This is a genomic window from Actinacidiphila acididurans (assembly GCF_016918855.1).
Taxonomy (GTDB): Bacteria; Actinomycetota; Actinomycetes; order Streptomycetales; family Streptomycetaceae; genus Actinacidiphila; species Actinacidiphila acididurans.
The window spans coordinates 76,951-95,895 of the sequence record NZ_JADKYB010000009.1; the positions used below are offsets into that span (position 1 = coordinate 76,951).

General features: G+C 73.9%; 13 protein-coding genes. 4 read left to right on the top strand and 9 right to left on the bottom strand.

Features of this window, described 5'->3' with window-relative positions; genetic code table 11:
- Positions 1-40 precede the first annotated feature (40 nt).
- Together ITX44_RS18165 and ITX44_RS18170 are read right to left on the bottom strand one after the other, a co-directional pair.
- A complete protein-coding gene (locus tag ITX44_RS18165; protein WP_205358317.1) occupies positions 41-733 on the bottom strand; it encodes an antibiotic biosynthesis monooxygenase family protein in 693 nt (230 codons plus the stop codon).
- A gap of 126 nt (positions 734-859) precedes the next feature.
- The gene (locus ITX44_RS18170; protein ID WP_205358318.1) at positions 860-2,500 is read right to left on the bottom strand and encodes an FAD-dependent monooxygenase; all 1,641 of its coding nucleotides are present in this window, start codon (positions 2,498-2,500) and stop codon (positions 860-862) included.
- 292 nt (positions 2,501-2,792) lie between these two features.
- On the opposite strand from ITX44_RS18170, the gene ITX44_RS18175 reads away from it, so the two are divergent.
- Positions 2,793-3,221, top strand: a complete 429-nt coding sequence (locus ITX44_RS18175) for a nuclear transport factor 2 family protein (protein WP_205358319.1) — start codon at positions 2,793-2,795, stop codon at positions 3,219-3,221.
- Positions 3,222-3,344: 123 nt separating this feature from the next.
- On the opposite strand, the gene ITX44_RS18180 is transcribed toward ITX44_RS18175, so the two are convergent.
- Positions 3,345-3,764, bottom strand: a complete 420-nt coding sequence (locus ITX44_RS18180) for a pyridoxamine 5'-phosphate oxidase family protein (RefSeq protein WP_205358320.1) — start codon at positions 3,762-3,764, stop codon at positions 3,345-3,347.
- Between the two features lie 153 nt (positions 3,765-3,917).
- The gene (locus ITX44_RS18185) at positions 3,918-5,147 is read right to left on the bottom strand and encodes an FAD-dependent oxidoreductase (protein ID WP_205358321.1); all 1,230 of its coding nucleotides are present in this window, start codon (positions 5,145-5,147) and stop codon (positions 3,918-3,920) included.
- A 731-nt stretch (positions 5,148-5,878) separates the two neighbouring features.
- On the opposite strand from ITX44_RS18185, the gene ITX44_RS18190 reads away from it, so the two are divergent.
- Entirely contained in the window at positions 5,879-6,655 is a 777-nt protein-coding gene (locus ITX44_RS18190; protein ID WP_205358322.1) for an alpha/beta fold hydrolase, read from the top strand.
- Positions 6,656-6,804: 149 nt separating this feature from the next.
- Here ITX44_RS18190 and ITX44_RS18195 read toward each other — a convergent pair whose 3' ends face one another.
- The 4 genes from ITX44_RS18195 to ITX44_RS18210 form a co-directional block, all read right to left on the bottom strand.
- The gene (locus tag ITX44_RS18195) at positions 6,805-7,533 is read right to left on the bottom strand and encodes an SDR family NAD(P)-dependent oxidoreductase (RefSeq protein WP_205358323.1); all 729 of its coding nucleotides are present in this window, start codon (positions 7,531-7,533) and stop codon (positions 6,805-6,807) included.
- Between the two features lie 2 nt (positions 7,534-7,535).
- Positions 7,536-9,251: an FAD-dependent monooxygenase gene (locus ITX44_RS18200; protein WP_205358324.1), complete on the bottom strand. Its 1,716-nt coding sequence runs from the start codon at positions 9,249-9,251 to the stop codon at positions 7,536-7,538.
- A 66-nt stretch (positions 9,252-9,317) separates the two neighbouring features.
- Positions 9,318-10,856 (bottom strand): nitrosuccinate lyase, encoded by a 1,539-nt coding sequence (locus ITX44_RS18205; RefSeq protein ID WP_205358325.1) that lies wholly within the window; start codon positions 10,854-10,856, stop codon positions 9,318-9,320.
- Positions 10,853-13,033: an FAD/NAD(P)-binding protein gene (locus tag ITX44_RS18210; protein ID WP_236060970.1), complete on the bottom strand. Its 2,181-nt coding sequence runs from the start codon at positions 13,031-13,033 to the stop codon at positions 10,853-10,855. Before ITX44_RS18210 ends, ITX44_RS18205 begins: the two co-directional genes overlap by 4 nt.
- Positions 13,034-14,068: 1,035 nt before the next feature.
- On the opposite strand from ITX44_RS18210, the gene ITX44_RS18215 reads away from it, so the two are divergent.
- Entirely contained in the window at positions 14,069-15,331 is a 1,263-nt protein-coding gene (locus ITX44_RS18215; protein ID WP_205358326.1) for a ParB/RepB/Spo0J family partition protein, read from the top strand.
- Between the two features lie 285 nt (positions 15,332-15,616).
- On the opposite strand, the gene ITX44_RS18220 is transcribed toward ITX44_RS18215, so the two are convergent.
- Entirely contained in the window at positions 15,617-16,447 is an 831-nt protein-coding gene (locus ITX44_RS18220; RefSeq protein ID WP_205358327.1) for a response regulator transcription factor, read from the bottom strand.
- Between the two features lie 1,655 nt (positions 16,448-18,102).
- Here ITX44_RS18220 and ITX44_RS18225 point away from each other — a divergent pair.
- On the top strand, positions 18,103-18,918 hold the full coding sequence (locus ITX44_RS18225) for an AfsR/SARP family transcriptional regulator (protein WP_205358328.1): 816 nt from the start codon (positions 18,103-18,105) through the stop codon (positions 18,916-18,918).
- The last annotated feature ends 27 nt before the right edge of the window (positions 18,919-18,945 follow it).

Genomic DNA, 18,945 nt, shown 5'->3' on the forward strand with positions numbered 1-18,945 from the left:
CGCGGCGTCCGCGCGGGCCGCCGGGGGCAGGGTGCGGGTGTCAGCCGGCGGCGCGGGTGAGGACCACCCGGTAGGTGTTGGAGTCCACCGAGGTCGCCACCGCCTGGATACGGGCCTCGGCCTTCTGCCGGCCAGAAGGCCACTTGTCCTTGGGCAGCGCGAGGTGCGCGTCGTAGGACTGCTTGCTGTCCCACTGCTCGTAGCGCACCACGAACGCGCCGTCCACGCCGCGGGCCCGCAGGCCCTTGAAGACCGCCAGCGACCGGAAACCGGGGGCGTCGGTGATCCCGGCCTGGGCCGGGCCGAGCGCGTCGATGAGCTCGGCCTGGTTCTCCTGCGCCACCCCGTAGACGGTGATCGCGGTGTAGTCGTCACGGTCCGGGCTGACCTCCAGCACCCCGCCCAGCGACGGGTGGGTCAGGGTGTAGGCGATCTCGTTCTGCAGCAGCCGGATCGAGGTGGTGATCTCACCGAACACCGGCAGCGTGCGGTGCTTGAACTCCTCCCCGGCGTACCGCTTCTCCAGGTCCTCGCCGCTGCGCCACTGGATGAGGTTGGCCGTGCCGGGAGCGTCCACCCCCGAGTGCACGGTGGAGGACATCCACCCCTCGTACGCCGCCGCCTGGACGATCTTGGTCATCTCCTGGATCAGCGTGTCCTGCTTGTCCGGCGCGTCGGTGGTGAACAGGTTCAGAACCGTCAGGTGCTCGGCCTGAGTGGAGATGATGGGCATCGATACGTCTCTTCCTGTGAGGCCCCGGTGGGGCTGCGGGGTGAGGCTGTGCGGTGAGGCTTCTTGCAGGGCGTGCGGTGCGGTACGGGACGCGGGTTCGGCCCGGCGCCGCGCGCCAGGAACTGTTCAGGCGGTGGCGGGGCCGAACCAGCGGGCCAGCGCCTCGCCCAAGCCCCCGGTCGGGTCCTCGCCCAAGCCCCCGGTCGGGTCCTCGGCGTCGGCGTCGGGGCGTGCGGCCCAGGCGACGTAGCCGTCGGGGCGTACCAGCAGGGCGGCCGTCGGCGCCGCGTCCCCGGCACCGTCCTGCGAACCGTCGCCTGCGCCCTGGCCGTCGCCCTGGTGGAGGGGCTGGTCGAAGGGGTGGTCGAGGCGGTCCACGGTGACCAGGTCGACGCGGTCGGCCCAGCCGGCCGCGGCCCGGGCCAGAGCCCCGGAAAGCCCGCCGGAAAGGCCGCCGGAAGGGGCGCTGGTGCCGGTGAGGTCGAGCAGGACCGCGCGGCCGGGGTGGAGCAGGGTGAAGGCGGTGGTCTTCTCGCCGGCGACGACCAGGTCCCGGTCGGGCAGGCGCCGCCCCAGCAGCGGGTGATCTGCCGCACCGTCGGTGCCGTCCGTGCCGGTGACGTCGTGGCGGATGTCCAGGCCGGTGACCATGCCGGCCAGGTGGCGCCGTACGGCGGGGGAGATCTCGACCAGTTCGGTGAAGACCTCCCGCAGCGGGGCGACGTCCTGCCCGCCCAGATACAGCAGGCGCTGGGCGAGGGTGTTGGCCAGGATCCGTGCCCCGACCGGGTGGCGTTCGCTGTGGTAGGTGTCCAGCAGACCCTGGGGGGCCTGGTCCTTGACGGTCAGGGCGAGTTTCCAGCCGAGGTTGACCGCGTCCTGGACGCCCGCGCTCATGCCCTGCGCGCCGATGGGCAGGTGGATGTGCGCTGCGTCCCCGGCCAGCAGCACCCGGCCGCTGCGGTAGGTCTCGGCCTGCCGGCTGACGTCGGTGGTGGAGCTGACCCACAGCGGCCGCGCCCCGGACAGGTCCTCCCCGGACAGGCGCTCAAAGGCCTCGCGGACCTCCTCGAACGTGATCGGGGAGCCGGCCGGGCGCAGCGGGGCGGCGGCGTCGAAGTAGATGATGCGGGCGCGGTCCGGGCCGATCGGGATGACCATCACCATCCCGCCGGGCACCGGCTCGCCGCTGAACCGCGGCCGCAGCCGCACCCCCTCGACGTCGGCGAACCGCAGCTCGATGGCCGGCTCGGTGCCCGGGAACGCGATCCCGGCGAGCTTGCGCACCGCGCTGCGGGCGCCGTCGCAGCCCACCACGTACCGGGCCCTCAGCTCCGTCTCGCCCGCCGGGCCGCCCGCCCGAACGCTCACCCCGTCAGGACCGCTCCGAAGGCCGGTGACCTGAAGGCCGCGCCGTATGCGTGCGCCCAGGCCGGCCGCCCAGCCGCCCAGGACGGCTTCGGTGCGCGACTGCGGGATGCCGCGCGCGCCGTAGGAGCCGCCCTCGATGACCTGGTAGTCCAGCGGCACCCCGCCGAAGTGCCCGGCCGGGATGACCGCGATCTCGCCGAAACGCGCCGTCAGGCCGCGCTGCGCGAATTCCTCGATCGTACGTGCCGAAAATCCCAGGGCCCGCGAGAACTGCATCGGCTCCGGCAATGTGTCGAGAACCGTCACCGAGACTCCGTTGAGTCTCAATTCCCCCGCGAGCATGAGTCCGGTGGGACCTGCTCCCACCACCACGACATCCGCGTCAAAGGAGTTCATCTGCCCCTCTTCTCGCCTGCGTCCAGCCAGTATTGCCACCGCCGGCCGGGGCCGTAAATAGCGTTCGGTACAGGGTTTCGACGGGTAATGCCAGAGCCTTCGCGGGCACGTCAGACATTCGACAGACGCCCTTGCCGCACCCCGTGCCCCAGGCAGCATCCTGGGCGGCATGACCTTCACCCGGACACCCGAAGAATCACCCGCGCACAGCACCCGGGAAGCAACGGAAACACAGACGCAAACCCCGGAAACGGCAACGGAAACCGCGGCGGAACCTGTGGCGGAATCAGTGATGGTTGCGCGTGCCCTCGTGGCGGGGCTGCTCGACCGGTATTTCGTCACGCTGGACGACGAGGAACTCGACGACGCGTGGGCGGCGGGCCTGTTCACGCCGGAGGCGGTCGTGGCGTTCCCGATCAGCCGGCACGAGGGCCTTGCGGGCATGGCCGCCTACCACAGCGGCGCCCTGTCGGCGTTCGCCGCAACCCAGCACCTGGGCTCCCCGGCCGTGGTGGACATCAGCGGCGATCACGCCTGCCTGCGCGCCAATTTGATGTCCACCCACGTCCACCACGCCCGCAGCGACACCGGCGCCCCGCAGCTGTTCACCACCGGCACCTTCGTCGACGGCCGGGCGCGCCGTACCCCGGCCGGATGGCGCCTGTCGGAGCTGGTCTTCCGCCTGGTGTGGGCCAACGGCAGCCCCCAACGCGCGAACTGACCCCTGCCCGTACGCCCGGGCCGCGCGGGACCGTTCCCCGCGCGGCCCATTGCCGCACCCGCCGCACCCGCCGCACCCGCCGCACCCGCCGCAACGCAGCCGGCGCGGTGAGGTGTTCGGGGGTCAGGTGTTCAGGCTCAGGACGCGGTCCACGGCGATCTCGATGAGGACGCGGCCGGGGCGGTTGGGGGGCGCGGACCAGTAGCGGCGGGTGTAGCGGGTGACGCCCTCGTCGATGCGCTGCGGGTCCTGCACCACCTGGGCGGTGCCTTCCAGCGTCGCCCAGGCGAAGCCGTCGACCTGGCACAGCGCGGCCCGGGTGCCGGGGGCGGCCAGCAGGTTGCGGGCCTTGCGGGAGGAGAGCACCGTCAGCACCCGCGCCAGGCCGGCCTGCGCGTCCCAGGTGAACCGCACCGGCGCCACGTGGGGCGATCCGTCCGGCCGCAGCGTGGTCAACGCGGCCACGTACCGGGCGTCGTTCAAGAACGCCTCGAGCGACGCGGACACCGGTACGGGAGCCGGGGGCGGCGGGGGCAGCGACATCGTGGGCGCATTCCTTACGTGTCAGCGTGTGCCGGAACGTACAGCAGCAGCGTGCATCAGCACCGTGCAGCAGCAATGTGGAACAGCAGCGTGGAGCAGCAGTGTGCGTCGGGCCCGCGGGCCGGGTGTGGTGACGTGTACCAGGTCCGCGGGTCAGGCGTGGACCGTATCGGGGGCCGTGGCCGCGGTGACGGCCGTGACGGTGGTGTCCCAGTCGATGCGGTAGCCGAACTGCCAGGCCATCTTCTCGGGTTTGAGCATCTTCATCGCCACCGGGGTCAGCAGGTCGCGGACCTTGCGGGCCAGCGGGCTGGCCTTGCCGCGGTTGGTGCGGGTGGCCCGGGCGATGATCTTCTCCACGCGTTCGCGGCGCAGCTGCTCGTAGGCGGCGAACGCCTGGGGGTGGGGCAGGTCCCGCAGGCAGCGGGCCAGTTGGACCGCGGACTCCACCGCCAGTGAGGCGCCCTGTCCGGAACTGGGGGAGGCGGCGTGGACGGCGTCGCCGACCAGCACCATGCGGCCGCGGCTCCAGGTCGGCACGGTCGGGATGGTCTCCAGCGGGCCGGTGATCAGCAGGTCGGCCGGATCGGTGCGCTCCAGCATGCCCAGCGCCGGGGAACGGTCGTCGGCGAACGCCTCGCGCAGCACCGGCAGCCAGTTCCCGTTGCCCACCGCCCGGGCCTCGGCCACGGTCATCGCGGTGCGGTGGGGCAGGTTGGCGAACCATCCGCCGGAGCCGTCGGGGTGCACCAGGTGCCCGAAGGAGGCGCGTTTGCCGTACGTGACGTGCAGCCGGCCCTCGGTGGAGGGCAGGCCGGTCGCGGCCAGCGGCGCGGCGAAGCCCAGCAGCCCGGCGTAGTGCGGGCGCGGCGCGGCCGGATCGATGAGGCCGCGGACGCTCGAGCGGATCCCGTCGGTGCCGATCAGTACGTCCGCGAACGCCTCGCTGCCGTCGGCGAACCGCGCCCGTACCCCGTCGGCCTCCTCCTGCGCGGCCACCAGACGCCTGCCGTGCACGGTGGTGATGCCGCGGCGGGCGGCCTCCTCGTGCAGCACCCGGTACAGGTCGCCGCGCCACACGAACTGCGCGGCCGGCAGGTCCGCCGGGCCGGACAGGGCACCGAGCACCCTGCCGTTCCAGGTGTGCAGGACGGTGCCCTTCATCGGGGTGCCGACCGCGCGCACCACGTCGGCCGCGCCGATCGCCTCCAGCGCGTTCACGCCGTTGGGGGCCAGGCTCAGCCCGCCCCCGATGCCGTCGGCCGTCACGTCGTACGCCTCGAACACGGTGGCCTGGATGCCGGCCCGGCGCAGCGCCATCGCCACGACCGGGCCGGCGATGCCGCCGCCGATGACCAGGGCGGTACGGGTTGGGGAGGTCATAACTCCTGCCTTCGCCGGTAGCGGACTTGACCGCCGGACCGCCCGGATACGGCCGGGCCGGCACGAAAACCTCGGGAAGCTCTGGGAACGGCTGGAAGGGCCGGACCGCTGGGAGGGGCCGGGGGCCGTCAGGGCCCGGTGGCCGCGCCGTACGGGCGCCGGGCCGGCAAGGGGCCCGTCCGCCGCGGGGTACGGCCGGCTCCGGTGAGACTAGGCGGGCCCGCAGCGGGCCGACAACCGATCACCGCCCCGGCCTGAACACCCCACCCGCACCTCGCCCGCACCCCTCTCGCGCCCGGCCCGCGGCCCGGGGTCGGCGGTGTGCGACTGCTGCCTGGCCGCACTTGCACATCCGCCCCCCGGGCGGGCCGGGAAAACGCCGGAATTCCCTCTGGAACACGCCGGATCCGGGCAGCGGGGTGTCCGTCCGGGCCCGCCCGGGCGGTGTTGACACCCGCTCGAATCGGCGGGTACTTTCAGGTGGAATTATCCCGGTGCCGTGCTGTCGTACGGCTTTCCCCGACCAGAATTCCCGGCGATTCCGGAGTCCGGAACGTTTCCCGGTTTCCCGGTGTTCCGGGGCCGGCCGTCCCTCCCGCCGGCTCCCGCACCAGTTCCTGCACCAGTTCTGCACCGGTTCCGCGCCTGTTTCCCGCCCGCCGTATCGCGTGCCCTCTTTCCCGAAAAAAGGGGGCGTGACGCAATCACTGACATGCGAACAGGAGAGTGTGATGCGCAAGGTCGTTTCCCGGGACGGCACGACGATCGCTTACGAGAAGGCCGGTGACGGTCCGCCGGTCGTGCTGCTCGGCGGCGGATTCCGCGATCACACGGTGTTCACCTGGCTGGTGCCGCACATGACGCAGTCCTGCACGACCTACATCTACGACCGGCGCGGGCGCGGGGAGAGCGGGGACGCCCCGCAGTACGCGATCGAGCGGGAGGTCGAGGACATCGAGGCGCTGATCGCGCAGGCCGGCGGCGAGGCCGCGGTCTTCGGCGGGTCCAGCGGCGCGATCCTGGCGCTGGAGGCGGCGATGGCGGGGGTGAAGATGAGCAAGCTGGCGCTGCTGGAGCCGCCGTACCGGATGCCGGGCTTCCGCCGCCCGCCCGCGGACTTCCCCGTCCGCCTGCAGGCCCTGCTGGACCAGGACAAGCGCGGTGAGGCCGCGCAGTACTTCCTGGCCGAGCTCGTGGGCTTCTCCCAGGAGGAGATCGACGAGTGGCGGGCCAGTCCCATGTGGGCGTCCAACGAGGCCATGGCGCACACCCTGGTCTACGACACGGTCCTGTGCGGCGACGGGCGGCTGCCGGTGGAACGGCTTGCCCGTACCGACGTGGAGACCCTGGTCGTCTACAGCGACCACACCGGTGACTGGCTGTCGGCCGCCGCGAAGGCCACCGCGGCGGCGCTGCCGAACGGCCGGGGCGTGGAACTGCCCGGGGTGTGGCACAAGGTGCCCCCGGAGGTGCTCGGCCCGGCCCTGGTGGAGTTCTTCACCGCCTGAACCGGCCGCGGCCCCGCACCACACGGGCGCGAGACACCTGCGAGACGCACGTACGCCAGACACGTACGGGAAAAGGGGGGGGCGGGGACGCCGGGTGACCGGGCGTCCCCGCCCCCCCTTTGGTGTGTTGCTCGGGGCGGGGCAGGGGGTTACCAGGGGACGGGGCCGTTCTCGTCCTGGTTGGTGCCGGTGGGGCCGTCGGGGCCGAGGGTGGCCAGGCGCACCGCGATGCGGGCGCCCTGGGCGGCGGTTCGGGTGCCGCGGTGGCCGTTGAGGTCGGTGGCGGTGTAGCCGGGGTTGGCGGAGTTGACCTTGATGGCGGTGCCGCGCAGTTCCTTGGCGTAGGCCAGGGTCAGGAAGTTCAGGGCGGTCTTGGAGGACTGGTAGGTGACCTGGTTGTAGTCGGCGAAGCCGCCGTCGGGGTCGGCGTTCAGGGCCAGGGAGCCGGCGGCGCTGGAGAGGTTGACGATGCGGGCTGCGGGCGAGCGGCGCAGCAGGGGCAGCATGGCGTTGGTGACGGCCAGGACGCCGTGGACGTTGGTGTCGTACACGGCGCTCAGGTCGCCGGGGGTGGCCCCGCTGGGTGGGCCGAAGAAACCGCCGGTGACGCCGGCGTTGTTGACCAGGACGTCCAGCCGGCCGAAGCGGCCGTCGATGTCCTTGGCCGCGGCGGTGATCGTGGCCTGGTCGGTGACGTCCAGGAGCAGCGGCACCGCGGTGATGCCGGCCGCGGCAAGGTCGCCGGCCGCCGCCCGGCCGCGCCCGGCGTCGCGGCAGCCGAGGACCACCACGGCGCCCAGCGTGCCGAGTTGGCGGGCGATCTCCAGGCCCAGGCCCTTGTTGGCGCCGGTGATCAGGGCGATCCGTTGCCCGGACATGCTCATTCCTCCCCGTCCGCGGCGGTCTGGTCCCCGGCGGTCCCGGCTGCCCGGCTCGTGGTGGTGGGGTGGCCGAACCAGCGGGTGAGGGCGGTGGTCAGGCCGTCGGTGGGGTGGTCCTTGGTGCCGACCCAGGCGATGTAGCCGTCGGGGCGGATCAGGAGGGCTTCGGCGCCGTCGAAGGTGTCGGGCACGCCGGCGGGCAGCGGGGTGGCGCACACCGTGTCCACGCGGTCGGCCCAGGGGGCGGCCGCGGTGGCCACGTCGGTGGTGCCGGCCAGGTCCAGGACGACGCCGCGGGCGGTGTGCAGCAGTTCCGGGGTGCGGCGGCAGGAAAGGGTCCCGGAGTCGTCGACCAGTTCCCGGTCCGGCAGCCGCCGCCCCAGCAGCGGATGGTCATCCTCGACACCCCCACCGCCGCCCCCATCAGCACTGCCGTTTTCGTCGGTGCCGGTGACGTCGTAGCGGATGTCCAGGCCGGTGACCATGCCGATCAGGTGGCGGCGCACGTCGGGGTAGGCGGCCAGTTCGGCGAACACCTCGCGCAGGGGCTGCATCTCCGGGCCGCTGATGTACAAGGTGCGCTGGGTGAGGGTGTTGACCAGGACGCGGGCGCCGACGGGGTGGCGTTCGCTGTGGTAGGTGTCCAGCAGGCCGCGGGGGGCGCGGCCGTGGACTTCGGCGGCCAGTTTCCAGCCGAGGTTGACCGCGTCCTGGATGCCGGCGCTCATGCCCTGGCCGCCGATGGGCAGGTGGATGTGGGCGGCGTCGCCGGCCAGCAGGACGCGGCCGCGCCGGTAGGTGTCGGCCTGCCGGGTGGTGTCGGTGAAGCGGCCGATCCAGCGCGGGGTGCCGCCGCTGATGTCCTCGCCGGTCAGGCGCTGCCAGGCGGCGGCGACTTCCTCGAAGGAGGGCGCGCCGGTCTCGTCGGGGCGGGGGACCACGCCGCGTTCGTGGTAGGTGACGCGGAAGATGTCCTGGCCCTGCTGGAAGGCCAGCACCAGGCCGCCGGGCACCCGTTCGCCGTTGGGCCGCGGCCGCACCGTGCAGCCGACGACCTCGGCGAAGGACATCTCCAGGGTCGCGTCGTGTCCGGGGAAGGCGAAGCCGCCCAGCTTGCGGACCGTGCTGCGGCCGCCGTCGCAGCCCACCAGCCAGCTCGCGCGCAGCCGCCGCACCCCGCCGGGGCCGGCGGCCGTGACCTCCACCGTGTCCTGGCCGGCGGTGAATCCGGTGACCTGCCAGCCGCGGCGGATGTCGGCGCCCAACTCCCGTGCCCACGCGGTCAGTACCGCAACCGTCAGCGACTGGGGCACCCCCTTGGCGCCGTAGGAGCCGCCCTCCACCTCGCGGTAGTCCAGCCGGACTCCGCCGAAGTGGCCGATCGGGATGGTCTCGAAGCCGCCGAACCGCGGCAGCAGCCCGCGCTGGTCGAACACCTCGATGGTGCGGGCGGTGAACCCCAGCGCCCGTGACTGGTCGGTGGGATCGCTCTCCTTTTCCAGGACCACGCACCGCACCCCGGCCAGCCGCAGCTCTCCGGCGAGCATCACCCCCACCGGCCCGGCGCCCACGATGATCACGTCCGTATCGGTCACGCCACCGGTCACGCCACCGGTCACGCCATCGGTCACGTCGTCGGGTACGGCGCCGGTAGCGTCATCGGGTACGGGGCCGGTGGTGCCGGTTGCTGTCGGGTGCGTTGCGGTGCCGGTCATGGCCAACCTCTCGTACGCGTGCGGACGGATCGGCGCGCAAGGCGCGGGAACAGTGCGGGTGGTGCGTCACGGCCGGGCCGCCGGCCCGGAACCCGTATCGGTGCCGGTGCCGGTGTGGTGGGCCAGGGCGTGGTCGACCAGGGTGGTCGCGGCGCCGGTGTAGGCGGCCGGGTCGAGCAGGGTGTCCAGGTCGGCGCGGGTGAACACGGCGGCGACCGGGGGGAGTTCGGCCAGGACCGCGGCAAGCGGGCGGCCGGTGGCGGCGGCGCGGGCCGAGGCGTCGGCGAGGGTCTGTTTGGCGGCGGCCTTGCCCAGGTGGGGGGCGAGCAGGGCCGAGACGCGTTCGGAGACGAGTTGTCCGCCGGTGGCGCCGGTGTTGGCGCGCATCCGGGCCGCGTCGACGCTCAGGCCGCGGGCCAGTTCGAGGGCGGCGTGGGCGGCGCCGCCGGTCAGCCGCAGGCATTCGCGCAGCGGCTGCCACTCGGCGTGCCACACCCCGGCCGAGCGTTCGTCCTCGGTGGCCATGGCCTGGGTGAGCACCGCGGCCAGTGCCGGGACCTGCAGGGCGGCCGAGCGGATCAAGGTGGCCAGGACCGGGTTGCGTTTGTGGGGCATCGCCGAGGACGCGCCGCGGCCGGCCGCGGTCGGCTCGGTCACCTCACCGATCTCGGTACGGGTGAGCACCAGCACGTCCGCGGCGATCTTGCCCAGGGCGCCGGTGGTGTGGGCCAGGGCGGCGGCCAGGTCCGCGAGCGGGGTGCGCAGCGCGTGCCAGGGCAGGACCGGGACCGCAAGGCCCGTCTCGTCGGCGAAGACCGCGACCAGGTCGAGCATGTCGGTGCCGCCGGCGCCCGGCCCGGCGTACTGCAGATAGCCCGCCAGGGTCCCGGCCGCGCCGCCCAGCGACACCGGCAGCCCCTGCTCGGCGACCCGCTCCAGGCGGTCGGCGGCCTGAAGGACCACCTGCCGCCAGCCGGCCGCCTTCAGCCCGAACGTGGTGGGCACCGCGTGCAGGGCCAGGGTGCGCCCGGCCATCACCGTGTCCCGGTGCTCCGCCGCGAGCTGTCCCAGCACACCGGCCAGGGCCCGCAGGTCCGCGCCGATCAGCCGCAGCGCCCGGGCGGCCACCAGCATCGCGCCGGTGTCGAAGATGTCCTGGCTGGTCGAGCCGCGGTGCACGTACTCCGCGGCCTGCGGGGAACGTTCGGCCACCACCGCCGACAGCGCCGCGACCAGGCCCACCACCGGATTGGCGGTCTCCCGGGCGGCCAGCGCCAGCGCCCGCACGTCCAGCAGCTCCGCCCGCGCCGCGGCGGTGACGGCGTCCGCCGCCTCCTTGGGCACCGTCCCGCACCGGGCCTGGGCCCGTACCAGCGCGGCCTCCGCGTCCAGCATCGCCTGCAGCCACGCGCCGTCCCCCACCGCCGCCTCCACCGCGGTGCCCACCCGCACCGGGGACAGCAGCCCCGCGTCCGCGTACGCCGGCAGCACCCCGGCCCTACCGGGATCCCTACCGGGATCCCTACCGGGATCCCTACCGGGATCCCTACCGGGGCCGGTCGTGTCCGGGCCGGTCGTGGTGTGTGCCGCATTGTGCGTCGTCATGCTGGTGCCCCCGCTCCGGTGGCCGGGCCCAACGCGCCCCGACCACCCCCGTCGTGTCCGTCGTGTCCGTCGTGACTGTTCGTGCCGTGCTCGCTGCGTACGTTCTGGGGGTGCGTGCCGTGGCGTGCGGGCGATGCGGACTGCCCGGAGGGCGTCGGCTCGGGCAGGGCCAGGACGGCGGCGGCGATCGCGTCGGAGTCCTCCAGGGTCACCGAGCCCACGCCGGGGCGGATGCCGGCGGCGGTCACCCAGTGCACGGACTCGGTGGGCACGCCGTAGGCGAAACGCCGCGGGTGCGCGGCTCCGGAGGCGTCCAGCAGGTGGTACGGGCGGGGGGTGACGGCAAGTCCGCCGGTCTCGTAGTCCTGGCCGTCGGCTCCGGTCACGGTGTACGGGCGGCACTGGCCGGTGCGCAGCAGGTGGCTCATCAGCGGGTCGGCGGTGCGGCGCAGGTCGGTCTCGGGCAGGCGGCCCTCGATCAGCGCGGTGGCGCGTACCGCCACGTCCGGGATCGCCCTGGAGGTGCCCAGGAAGCACGGGCCGCCCGGCCCGCCGGGGTCGGCGGTGATCCGTATGCCCGGGCCGGTGACCTGCAGGACGCCGGCGTCCATCAGCGCGGCCATCTCCTCGATACGGGAGGCGGGCGGGCCGATCGACAGGTAGGCGTTGAGCGGGGTGTACCACTGGTCGAGTTCGTCGCGGTGCGAGGCGGCGTCCAGGCCGCCGTGGTCGACCGCGAGCCGTACCTCGTTGCGCAGGTCCCGCAGCAGGTCCAGGGCGGCCTTGAACGGGCCGCTGACGTTGCCCTCGCGGGCCATGGCCACGTCCCGGTCCAGGTAGCCGCGCAGCCAGGTCCGGAAAGAGGCCAGGTTGTACAGGGCGTGCGGCTGGTAGGGGCGGGCCACCTTCTGCCAGTCCCAGCGCTCGTGCGCGCCGATCCCGGCCTGCCCCAGCACCTCCTCCTCCGCGTCGCCGGGTTCGGCGGCCAGATAGTGGGCGGCGAACTGCGCGGCCTTCTCCGGCCCGTGGCGGCGGGTGATCAGCGTCTCGTAGTAGACGCTCTGCACTTCCTTGGCGATCAGCGGCCACAGGTCGGTGGAGAAGCGCACCGGAGCACAGCAGGCGGCGCGCTCGCGCAGGGCGGCCACGTACTGCGCGGTCAGCAGCCGCGGCAGGTAACGGCCGTGCGGGCCCTTCTCGTTCTCCCCGCGCGCCTGGTACGGCACCCCGCGCCGCGACCCGGCGTGGATCACCGGCTCCCGGCCCGAGGGCCGGTAGACCAGCCGCCCGCCGCCGTCCCGGACGAAGACGCCGCCGCGGGCGTGGGTGAACAGGGCCAGGTAGTCGAAGAAGTTCAGGCCCAGCCCGCGCAGCAGCACCTCCTGGCCCGGCGCGATCACCGACAGGTCCACATCGGCCGGGTTGGCCGGGGCGATGTAGGTCAGGCCGTGCCGCGCGGCGAAGCCGGCCAGCTCCCGCTCGGCCGCGCTCGGCCGGGCCGGCACATGACCTTGCGCCAGCACCACCGCCGACAGCCCGGTCAGCCGCGTGCCGTCCTCCAGCACCACCGTCTGCCCGCCCCAGCCATCGGCCCCACCGGCTCCGGCTTCACCGTCCCGGCCGGTCCCGTTGTCCTGGCCGTTCTCGAGGCGCACCGCCCGCACCGGATGCACCCGCACCGTCACATGCGCGGCCGCGTTCTGGATCACGTGCCCGAACGCCCAGGTCAGGTACTGCCCGTACAGGACACGCGTGGGGTACGTGTCCGGCCCCAGGGCCCGCGCCTCGGCCAGCACCTGCGCGCTCGGCGGCACCGCGGCGGGGCCGGCTGCCGTATCGGGGGCCGTGGCCCCTGCCGGTACGGGGCCGGTGGTGGGGCGGGCGGCGAGGTCCTTGGCCCACTGGTACAGGCTCGGCCCCTCCTCCAGCGGCCCCTCGATGCTGACGCTGTCGTCGGTGAACACCGTCACCTGGGAGGCGACGGTGTTCATCAGCAGGTGCCGGGACTGCGAGGGCCGCCACACCCGGCCCGAGCCGGGCGGGTCGGGGTCGACGACATGAACGGTGACCCGGCTCCAGCGCGGGGACTTGCGTTCCTGCGCGCACAGCCGTTCCAGTACGGACAGCCCGCGCGGTCCGGCACCGACGAGGCACACTTCCATGCGTCCGCTGCTCAACAAGGACACTCCGCTCGGCAGACGGGGACGGCGGGCCCGCGCCGGGCGCCGTGTCGGCGGCCGTCCGGCGCCCGGCGCCGTCCCCGAAGGTCTTGGTCGATTCCCGGTGTTCGGGCCGGAAGGAGTCCGCGCCGAACGCATCCGGGCTGAACGAATCCGCGCTGAACGAGTCCGGGTTGAACGAGGCGGCCGCCGTCACCGGCGGCACCGCAGCGGCCGTGGCCGGCCGGTGCGCTCTGCGCGTCCGGCGTCCCAGGGCCCGACCGCACAGCGCCTCCCTCGCTTGCGAAAACCGTCGGCCGCCGCGCTCGACCGCGGCTGGGATCCCGCTGGACGGGCCCGCCGGCGGCGTACGCGCCTGCCGTACGGCGTGACAGGGCCGCCGTACGGCAGGCGCCGCCGCACGGGATCACCGCGCGGCCGCCGCCGTACGCCGGGCGCCGCCGCACCGGGGTCGCCGCTGCGGCAGGCCGCCGTACGCCACGGGCCGCCGGTGCGGGGTTGCCGCACCGGCCGGCCCATCACGCCAGGCGCCATGGCCACCAGGGTCGAAGAGACGCCGTGAGTCCCGTTGGAGCCCCGCTCGAACGCCCCTGCCCCGCGGGCGCGGGAAAGTCCGCACGTCACAGCGCTACGCTCCGCCCCGGCCCCGGCTTGGCCCCTGTCCCGCCGCGAGGCGCCCGGAGGCGTCAGCCGCCCGTCAGCGCCGTATCAGCCCGCATTGGAAAGGTCCTGACGGGCCCCCAAGGCCCCGGCCGGCCGCCCCGGCCCCGCCCGGAGCGGACACGCCGTACGACAGACGGCGGCCCGCCAACGACCCGCAGCGAACACCGGCGGCCGCCGGCCGCCGTCAACTGTCGGGGCGGCCGCTCTCGGCAGCCGGTGGAGGGCTCCCGGAGGGCCGCTCGAGCGCCGCCGGAACGCCGCCGGAGGGCAGGGCCCTGCCGGCGGCGGGCCGCCCGCGGCCGATAGCGCCTGCCCGACGGCCCTGCTCAGACGATCACTTACGACCACGCGCGCCAACGAGGAGTCGCGGTGAGTGCCCATCAGGTCGTGCCCGTGCCCCGGCGGACCCGCTTCGACGCGGAAGCCGTCCCCGTACCAGCCCCCGTACCAGCCCCCGAACCGGCCCCCGTACGGGCCCTGGAACCCGCGGCCCCTCCCGTCCCCGTCCTGGGCAGCGGCTGCGACAGCCTGCCGGGTGCCGGTGCGGGTGCGGGGTCCGCCGCGAGTTCGGAGAGCCTGCTCGCGCTGCGCGACACGATGCTGCATCAGGCGCCGGTGGAGGTGGTGCGGGTTTCGGAGGTCACCGTCGCCTACACCCCGCGGGGCGGGGGAGTGGACGGGCAGTGGGCGCATGAGCTGGCGGAGCTGGAGACGCAGTTGCCGCCGATCCTGGTGCACCGGCCCACCATGACGGTCATCGACGGGCAGCACCGGCTGCGGGCGGCCCGGATCCGGGGCCGGGACCGTATCGAGGCGCGGTTCTTCGACGGTTCCGCGCAGGACGCCGCGCTGCTGGCGGTGGCGGTGAACGTGGCCCAGGGCCGGCCGCTGTCGCAGCCGGACCGGATCGCGGCGGTCGAACGCATCGTCGCCGTGCACCCGCACTGGTCGGACCGGGCGATCGCGGCGATCGCGGGGCTGTCGGCGAAGAAGGTCTCCGAGATACGGCAGCGCGCCGGCGGCCCGGGCGGCGGCGAGCGGCGGATCGGCCTGGACGGCCGGGCCCGGCCGCTGAACACCGCGCAGGGCCGCGAACTGGCCGGAAAGCTGCTGCGCGCCGACCCCACCGCTTCCCTGCGCACCGTGGCCCGCAAGGCCGGCATCTCCCCGGCGACCGTCGCCGACGTACGCGACCGGCTGCTGCGGGGCGAGGACCCGGTCACCCCGCGCCAGCGGGGCCTGGCCGGCGGGCGGGGCCCGCGCGAGCGCGGGCAGGCCGAACGGGCCGGCGAACCCCGCTCGCCCGGCGAACTGTTCATGATCTTCGACTCGCTGCGCCGGGACCCCTCGCTGCGGCTGACCGAGGCCGGCCGCACCGTGCTGCGGATGCTGGAGGCCTGCTCGCTGATGGCCCGTGACCGCCGCCGGATCATCGCCAGCCTCCCGCCGCACTGCACCGGCCAGATGGCCGCCCTGGTCAGCGGCTACTCCGACCTGTGGCGGCTGTTCGCCGACGAACTGCGCGCCTGGGAAGAGAACCAGGAACGCGACGGGGAGGACGGGGAACACGAGCGCGGCGCCGTGCCCGGCAGCGGGAGCGGCCGCGGCGGGGCGGCGTCCCGCCCCTGGTGACCGGCCGCCGCACCGCCGCACCGCCGGGCCGCCGGGACCACCGGGCCGCCGCCGGCCCTGACGCCACAACCGCTCACCGCCGGGCCGCCGGAGCAGTCACCGGCGGCCCTGCCGGCACCGTCACCCCGCCCCCACCGGCCTTACCGCCTCCACCGGCTGACCGGCCCTACCGGTCTTGCCGTGTCCGTGCCGACAGCCGCGCCCTTGTGGCGGGTTCCCCTGAGCGGGACCCGCCACAAGGGCGCGGTTTTTCAGCTGACGGCGCCCGGGGGGCGCCCGGAAGGGTTATCCGTTGCCCATCTGGAAACCGACCCCGCGCACCGTCACGATCCAGCCACTGCCGCCCAGCTTGCCGCGCAGGCTGCTGACGTGGGTGTCCACGGTGCGCCGTGACCAGGTGTCGCCCCACACCTGCTGGAGCAGCTGCTTGCGGGGGATGACGGTGTCGGGGTGGGAGGCCAGCAGGCACAGCAGGTCGAATTCCTTGCGGGTCAGCGCGACTTCCTGGTCGTCGACGGTGACCTCGCGGGAGTTGACGTCGATGTGCAGGCGGCCGCGCTCGATCTCCTTGAACGCCAGCGGCTGCCACTGCACGCGGCGCATGACGGCTTCGATGCGGGCCAGCAGTTCCCGCAGCCCGTAGGGGCGGGTGACGTAGTCGTCGGCGCCGGCCTGCAGGCCCAGCACGCAGTCCAGTTCGGACTGGCGGGCGGTGACGATGATGACCGGCACCCGGCTGACCGCGCGGATCGCCCGGCACACCTCCAGGCCGTCCAGGTCGGGCAGTTCCAGGCCCAGCAGCACCAGGTCGGCGTCCCGGTGGGCCTGCAGCGCCGCGGCGCCCTGCCGGATCCCGGTGGCCTCGTGCCCGTGCCGGCGCAACTGGTTGACCAGGTACTCCGACTGCTCGGCGTCCCCGACCACGACCAGGATGCGCCGCGCGGCCTGCCCGGCCGCACCCGGCCGCGGCGCCGTGCCCGGCACCCCGTCCCTGACCGGATTGAGCGCGGTGACCGGGCTGACTGAGCTGACGGGGCTGACGGGGCTGACCGGGCGGACGGCGCGCGCGGCGACCGCGTGCGGCTCCAGCAGCGCCTGTGACGGATTGTGAGTCATGCCTCCCCCGGGGGTCCTGCCCGGCCCGGCACGCGGACCGGCACGGACTGACGCGGACTGAACGCGGATCGAACGCGGACTGACGCGGACGGATGTGCTCCGACGTGCTCCGATACGGACTGACGTGCTCCGATACGGACTGATGCGGGCTGACGCGGACTGATGCGGGCTGATGTGGACTGTCGCGGGCTGGTGTGGACTGTCGTGGTCTGAGGTCGGGTCGTGCGGATACGGGACGTGCGTGCGTGCGGCGGCCGGGCCGCGGGACGCGGCGCCGGGCCGCATCCCGCGCGGGCCCGGCGCGGTGGTGCGGGACGGGCCGTGGGGCCTGGTTCGGCGGATGTGCGGGACGGGGTGCGGGAGGGGCGGCCGCGCGGCTCGTGTCCGGTGCGCGGCGGGCCCGGGCCCCGCGTTCCGCCGGGGACGTTACCGACCGGCGGTCGAGTCCTGATACAGCGTGGTCGACGGGCCCGGTCGGGCCGCAGGGGAGCGGTTTTCGGCCGGATCGACCGGCAACTGGCCTGCCCGTGAGCGGCAGTTGTGAGGTTGCTCACACCGCGGATGTTGAACGGCGAACGGATAGCGGCCGTACGAGTGGGCGAGCAGGGGAGAGCGGGGAAGGTCTCCCCTGCCTCGGTCGGGCGGCGGGAGGCCGGATGAAATGCCTGGTCCGGGAGTCGGCGCCGGCGTCTGCGGCGCCCGCCCGGGGCGATGCGGGCCACCGCCGGGGCCACCGCCGGGCGGCGACACGCGCGCGCCGTACGGTTGTTGACGACGCGAGGGGCCCGTCCCATTCTGGGGTGGGCCCCGCGGGGACGGGCCGGCCGTCACCGTGCGGCGCTCCCCGCACCCGCCTCATCCCGCATGTTCCGCGACACATCCTGCGACCACGCCCCGGCGGGCCCCCCACGGCCGGGACGTACCGGACCGCGGCGCGGCCCTCTTGCGCCGTGCCGGACCGGGCAGGCACCACCACCGCGGCAGGCGCAACAGCCCGCCCGCACCGCACGGTTCCCCTCTGTGCCATCACCGTCCGCCGAGCCCTCCCCGCCCGGCGCGTGACGCCCGCACCGCACCGGTCCGCCGGTGCACCCTGCGGCCGCACCGCGCGGCCCGGGCGGTGCGCGGCACCGGGCCGACCCGCCCGCCACAGCGGTCCGCCCACCGGCGGAAAACAATTCGCACACCGCAGGGGATCAATTCTTTAAAAGCCCATTCGCAGCCTGAAGTCGATATTCTGTTTCCGTCCTCCCGGTGTTCTCCCGGGGCCGCCGGAGGTCGGTTGATTTTGCCTGTCCGGATAGGGGAAAGTGTTGGCCTGAGGTGGGGGCGGGACCCCGAAAACACCCGCAACGGTGCAGGGTGCCCCATAGTAGAGAGGGCTGCTCAACCCGCTTAATCCCGCCGATTCCCGGGTAAAAGGCACCGGTTTGCCCGTATTTATTAGCTCCCGGTGGCAGGTTCAAACCTCGGGCGGGCGGGGGAAAGGTGACGGGAAGTGAGTCCCGAAGTGATCGCCAGGTCTCTAACTCGTGAGCATTGACAAACCGACCTGGCTGTTTTTCCATTGAGCGGTCCGTTTTAGTTGAGGTGCGGGCGCCCGGCAGCGGGATCCGTACTGGCCGGACCACCGGCCTTGGACGAACGGGGGAAACGTGGACATCGGAGTGCTCGGCGCGCTGACAGTACGGGAGAACGAGGTCTCGATCGCGCCGACGGCACCAAAACCCAGGCGGGTGCTGGCGCTGCTGGCACTCCACGCCAATCAGGTCGTCCCGGTGGGCACGCTCATCGAGGAGCTGTGGGGAGCCAACCCGCCGCGCAGCGCACGCACCACGCTGCAGACCTACGTCCTGCAACTGCGCGAACTCATCGCCGGCGCCCTCGCGCAGGGCGAGGACCGCAAGGTCACCGCCAAGGACATCCTGAGCACCCATCCGGGCGGCTACCGGCTGGAGACCAGCGGCGGCAGCGTCGACTTCCGCGAGTTCGACCGCCGGGCCGCGGCCGGCTACCGGGCCATGGCCGCCGACGACTACGCCGGCGCCGCCCGCCGGCTGGCCGACGCGCTGGCCCTGTGGAGCGGGCCGGCCCTGGGCGACATCCAGGCCGGCAGCCAGATCGAGATGGAGATCAGACGCCTGGAGGAATCCAGATTGTGCGTGCTGGACCAGCGCATCGAGGCCGACCTGCGACTGGGCCGCCACCGTGAACTGCTCTCCGAACTGACCGTCCTGGTCAACCAGTACCGCATGCACGAGAGCCTGCACGGCCAGTTCATGCTCGCCCTGCACCGCTCCGGGCGCCGCGGCGAGGCGCTCAACGTCTACCAGCGGCTGCGTTCCACCCTGGTCTCCGAACTGGGCCTGGAACCCTCGGCCGCCCTCATCCGCCTGCAGCGCTCCATCCTGATGACCCGCCCCCAGCCCGTGGCCACCACCGGCGGCAAGATCCGCCTGGCCACCCGCTGACCCCGCACCACCCGCACGGTTTCCGGC

Coding starts and splice junctions, on each gene's coding strand:
- ITX44_RS18220 (WP_205358327.1), bottom strand. CDS start 16,447: ATGACTCACAATCCGTCACAGGCGCTGCTGGAGCCGCACGCGGTCGCC.
- ITX44_RS18170 (WP_205358318.1), bottom strand. CDS start 2,500: ATGAACTCCTTTGACGCGGATGTCGTGGTGGTGGGAGCAGGTCCCACC.
- ITX44_RS18165 (WP_205358317.1), bottom strand. CDS start 733: ATGCCCATCATCTCCACTCAGGCCGAGCACCTGACGGTTCTGAACCTG.
- ITX44_RS18180 (WP_205358320.1), bottom strand. CDS start 3,764: ATGTCGCTGCCCCCGCCGCCCCCGGCTCCCGTACCGGTGTCCGCGTCG.
- ITX44_RS18200 (WP_205358324.1), bottom strand. CDS start 9,251: ATGACCGGCACCGCAACGCACCCGACAGCAACCGGCACCACCGGCCCC.
- ITX44_RS18195 (WP_205358323.1), bottom strand. CDS start 7,533: ATGTCCGGGCAACGGATCGCCCTGATCACCGGCGCCAACAAGGGCCTG.
- ITX44_RS18190 (WP_205358322.1), top strand. CDS start 5,879: ATGCGCAAGGTCGTTTCCCGGGACGGCACGACGATCGCTTACGAGAAG.
- ITX44_RS18205 (WP_205358325.1), bottom strand. CDS start 10,856: ATGACGACGCACAATGCGGCACACACCACGACCGGCCCGGACACGACC.
- ITX44_RS18185 (WP_205358321.1), bottom strand. CDS start 5,147: ATGACCTCCCCAACCCGTACCGCCCTGGTCATCGGCGGCGGCATCGCC.
- ITX44_RS18175 (WP_205358319.1), top strand. CDS start 2,793: ATGGTTGCGCGTGCCCTCGTGGCGGGGCTGCTCGACCGGTATTTCGTC.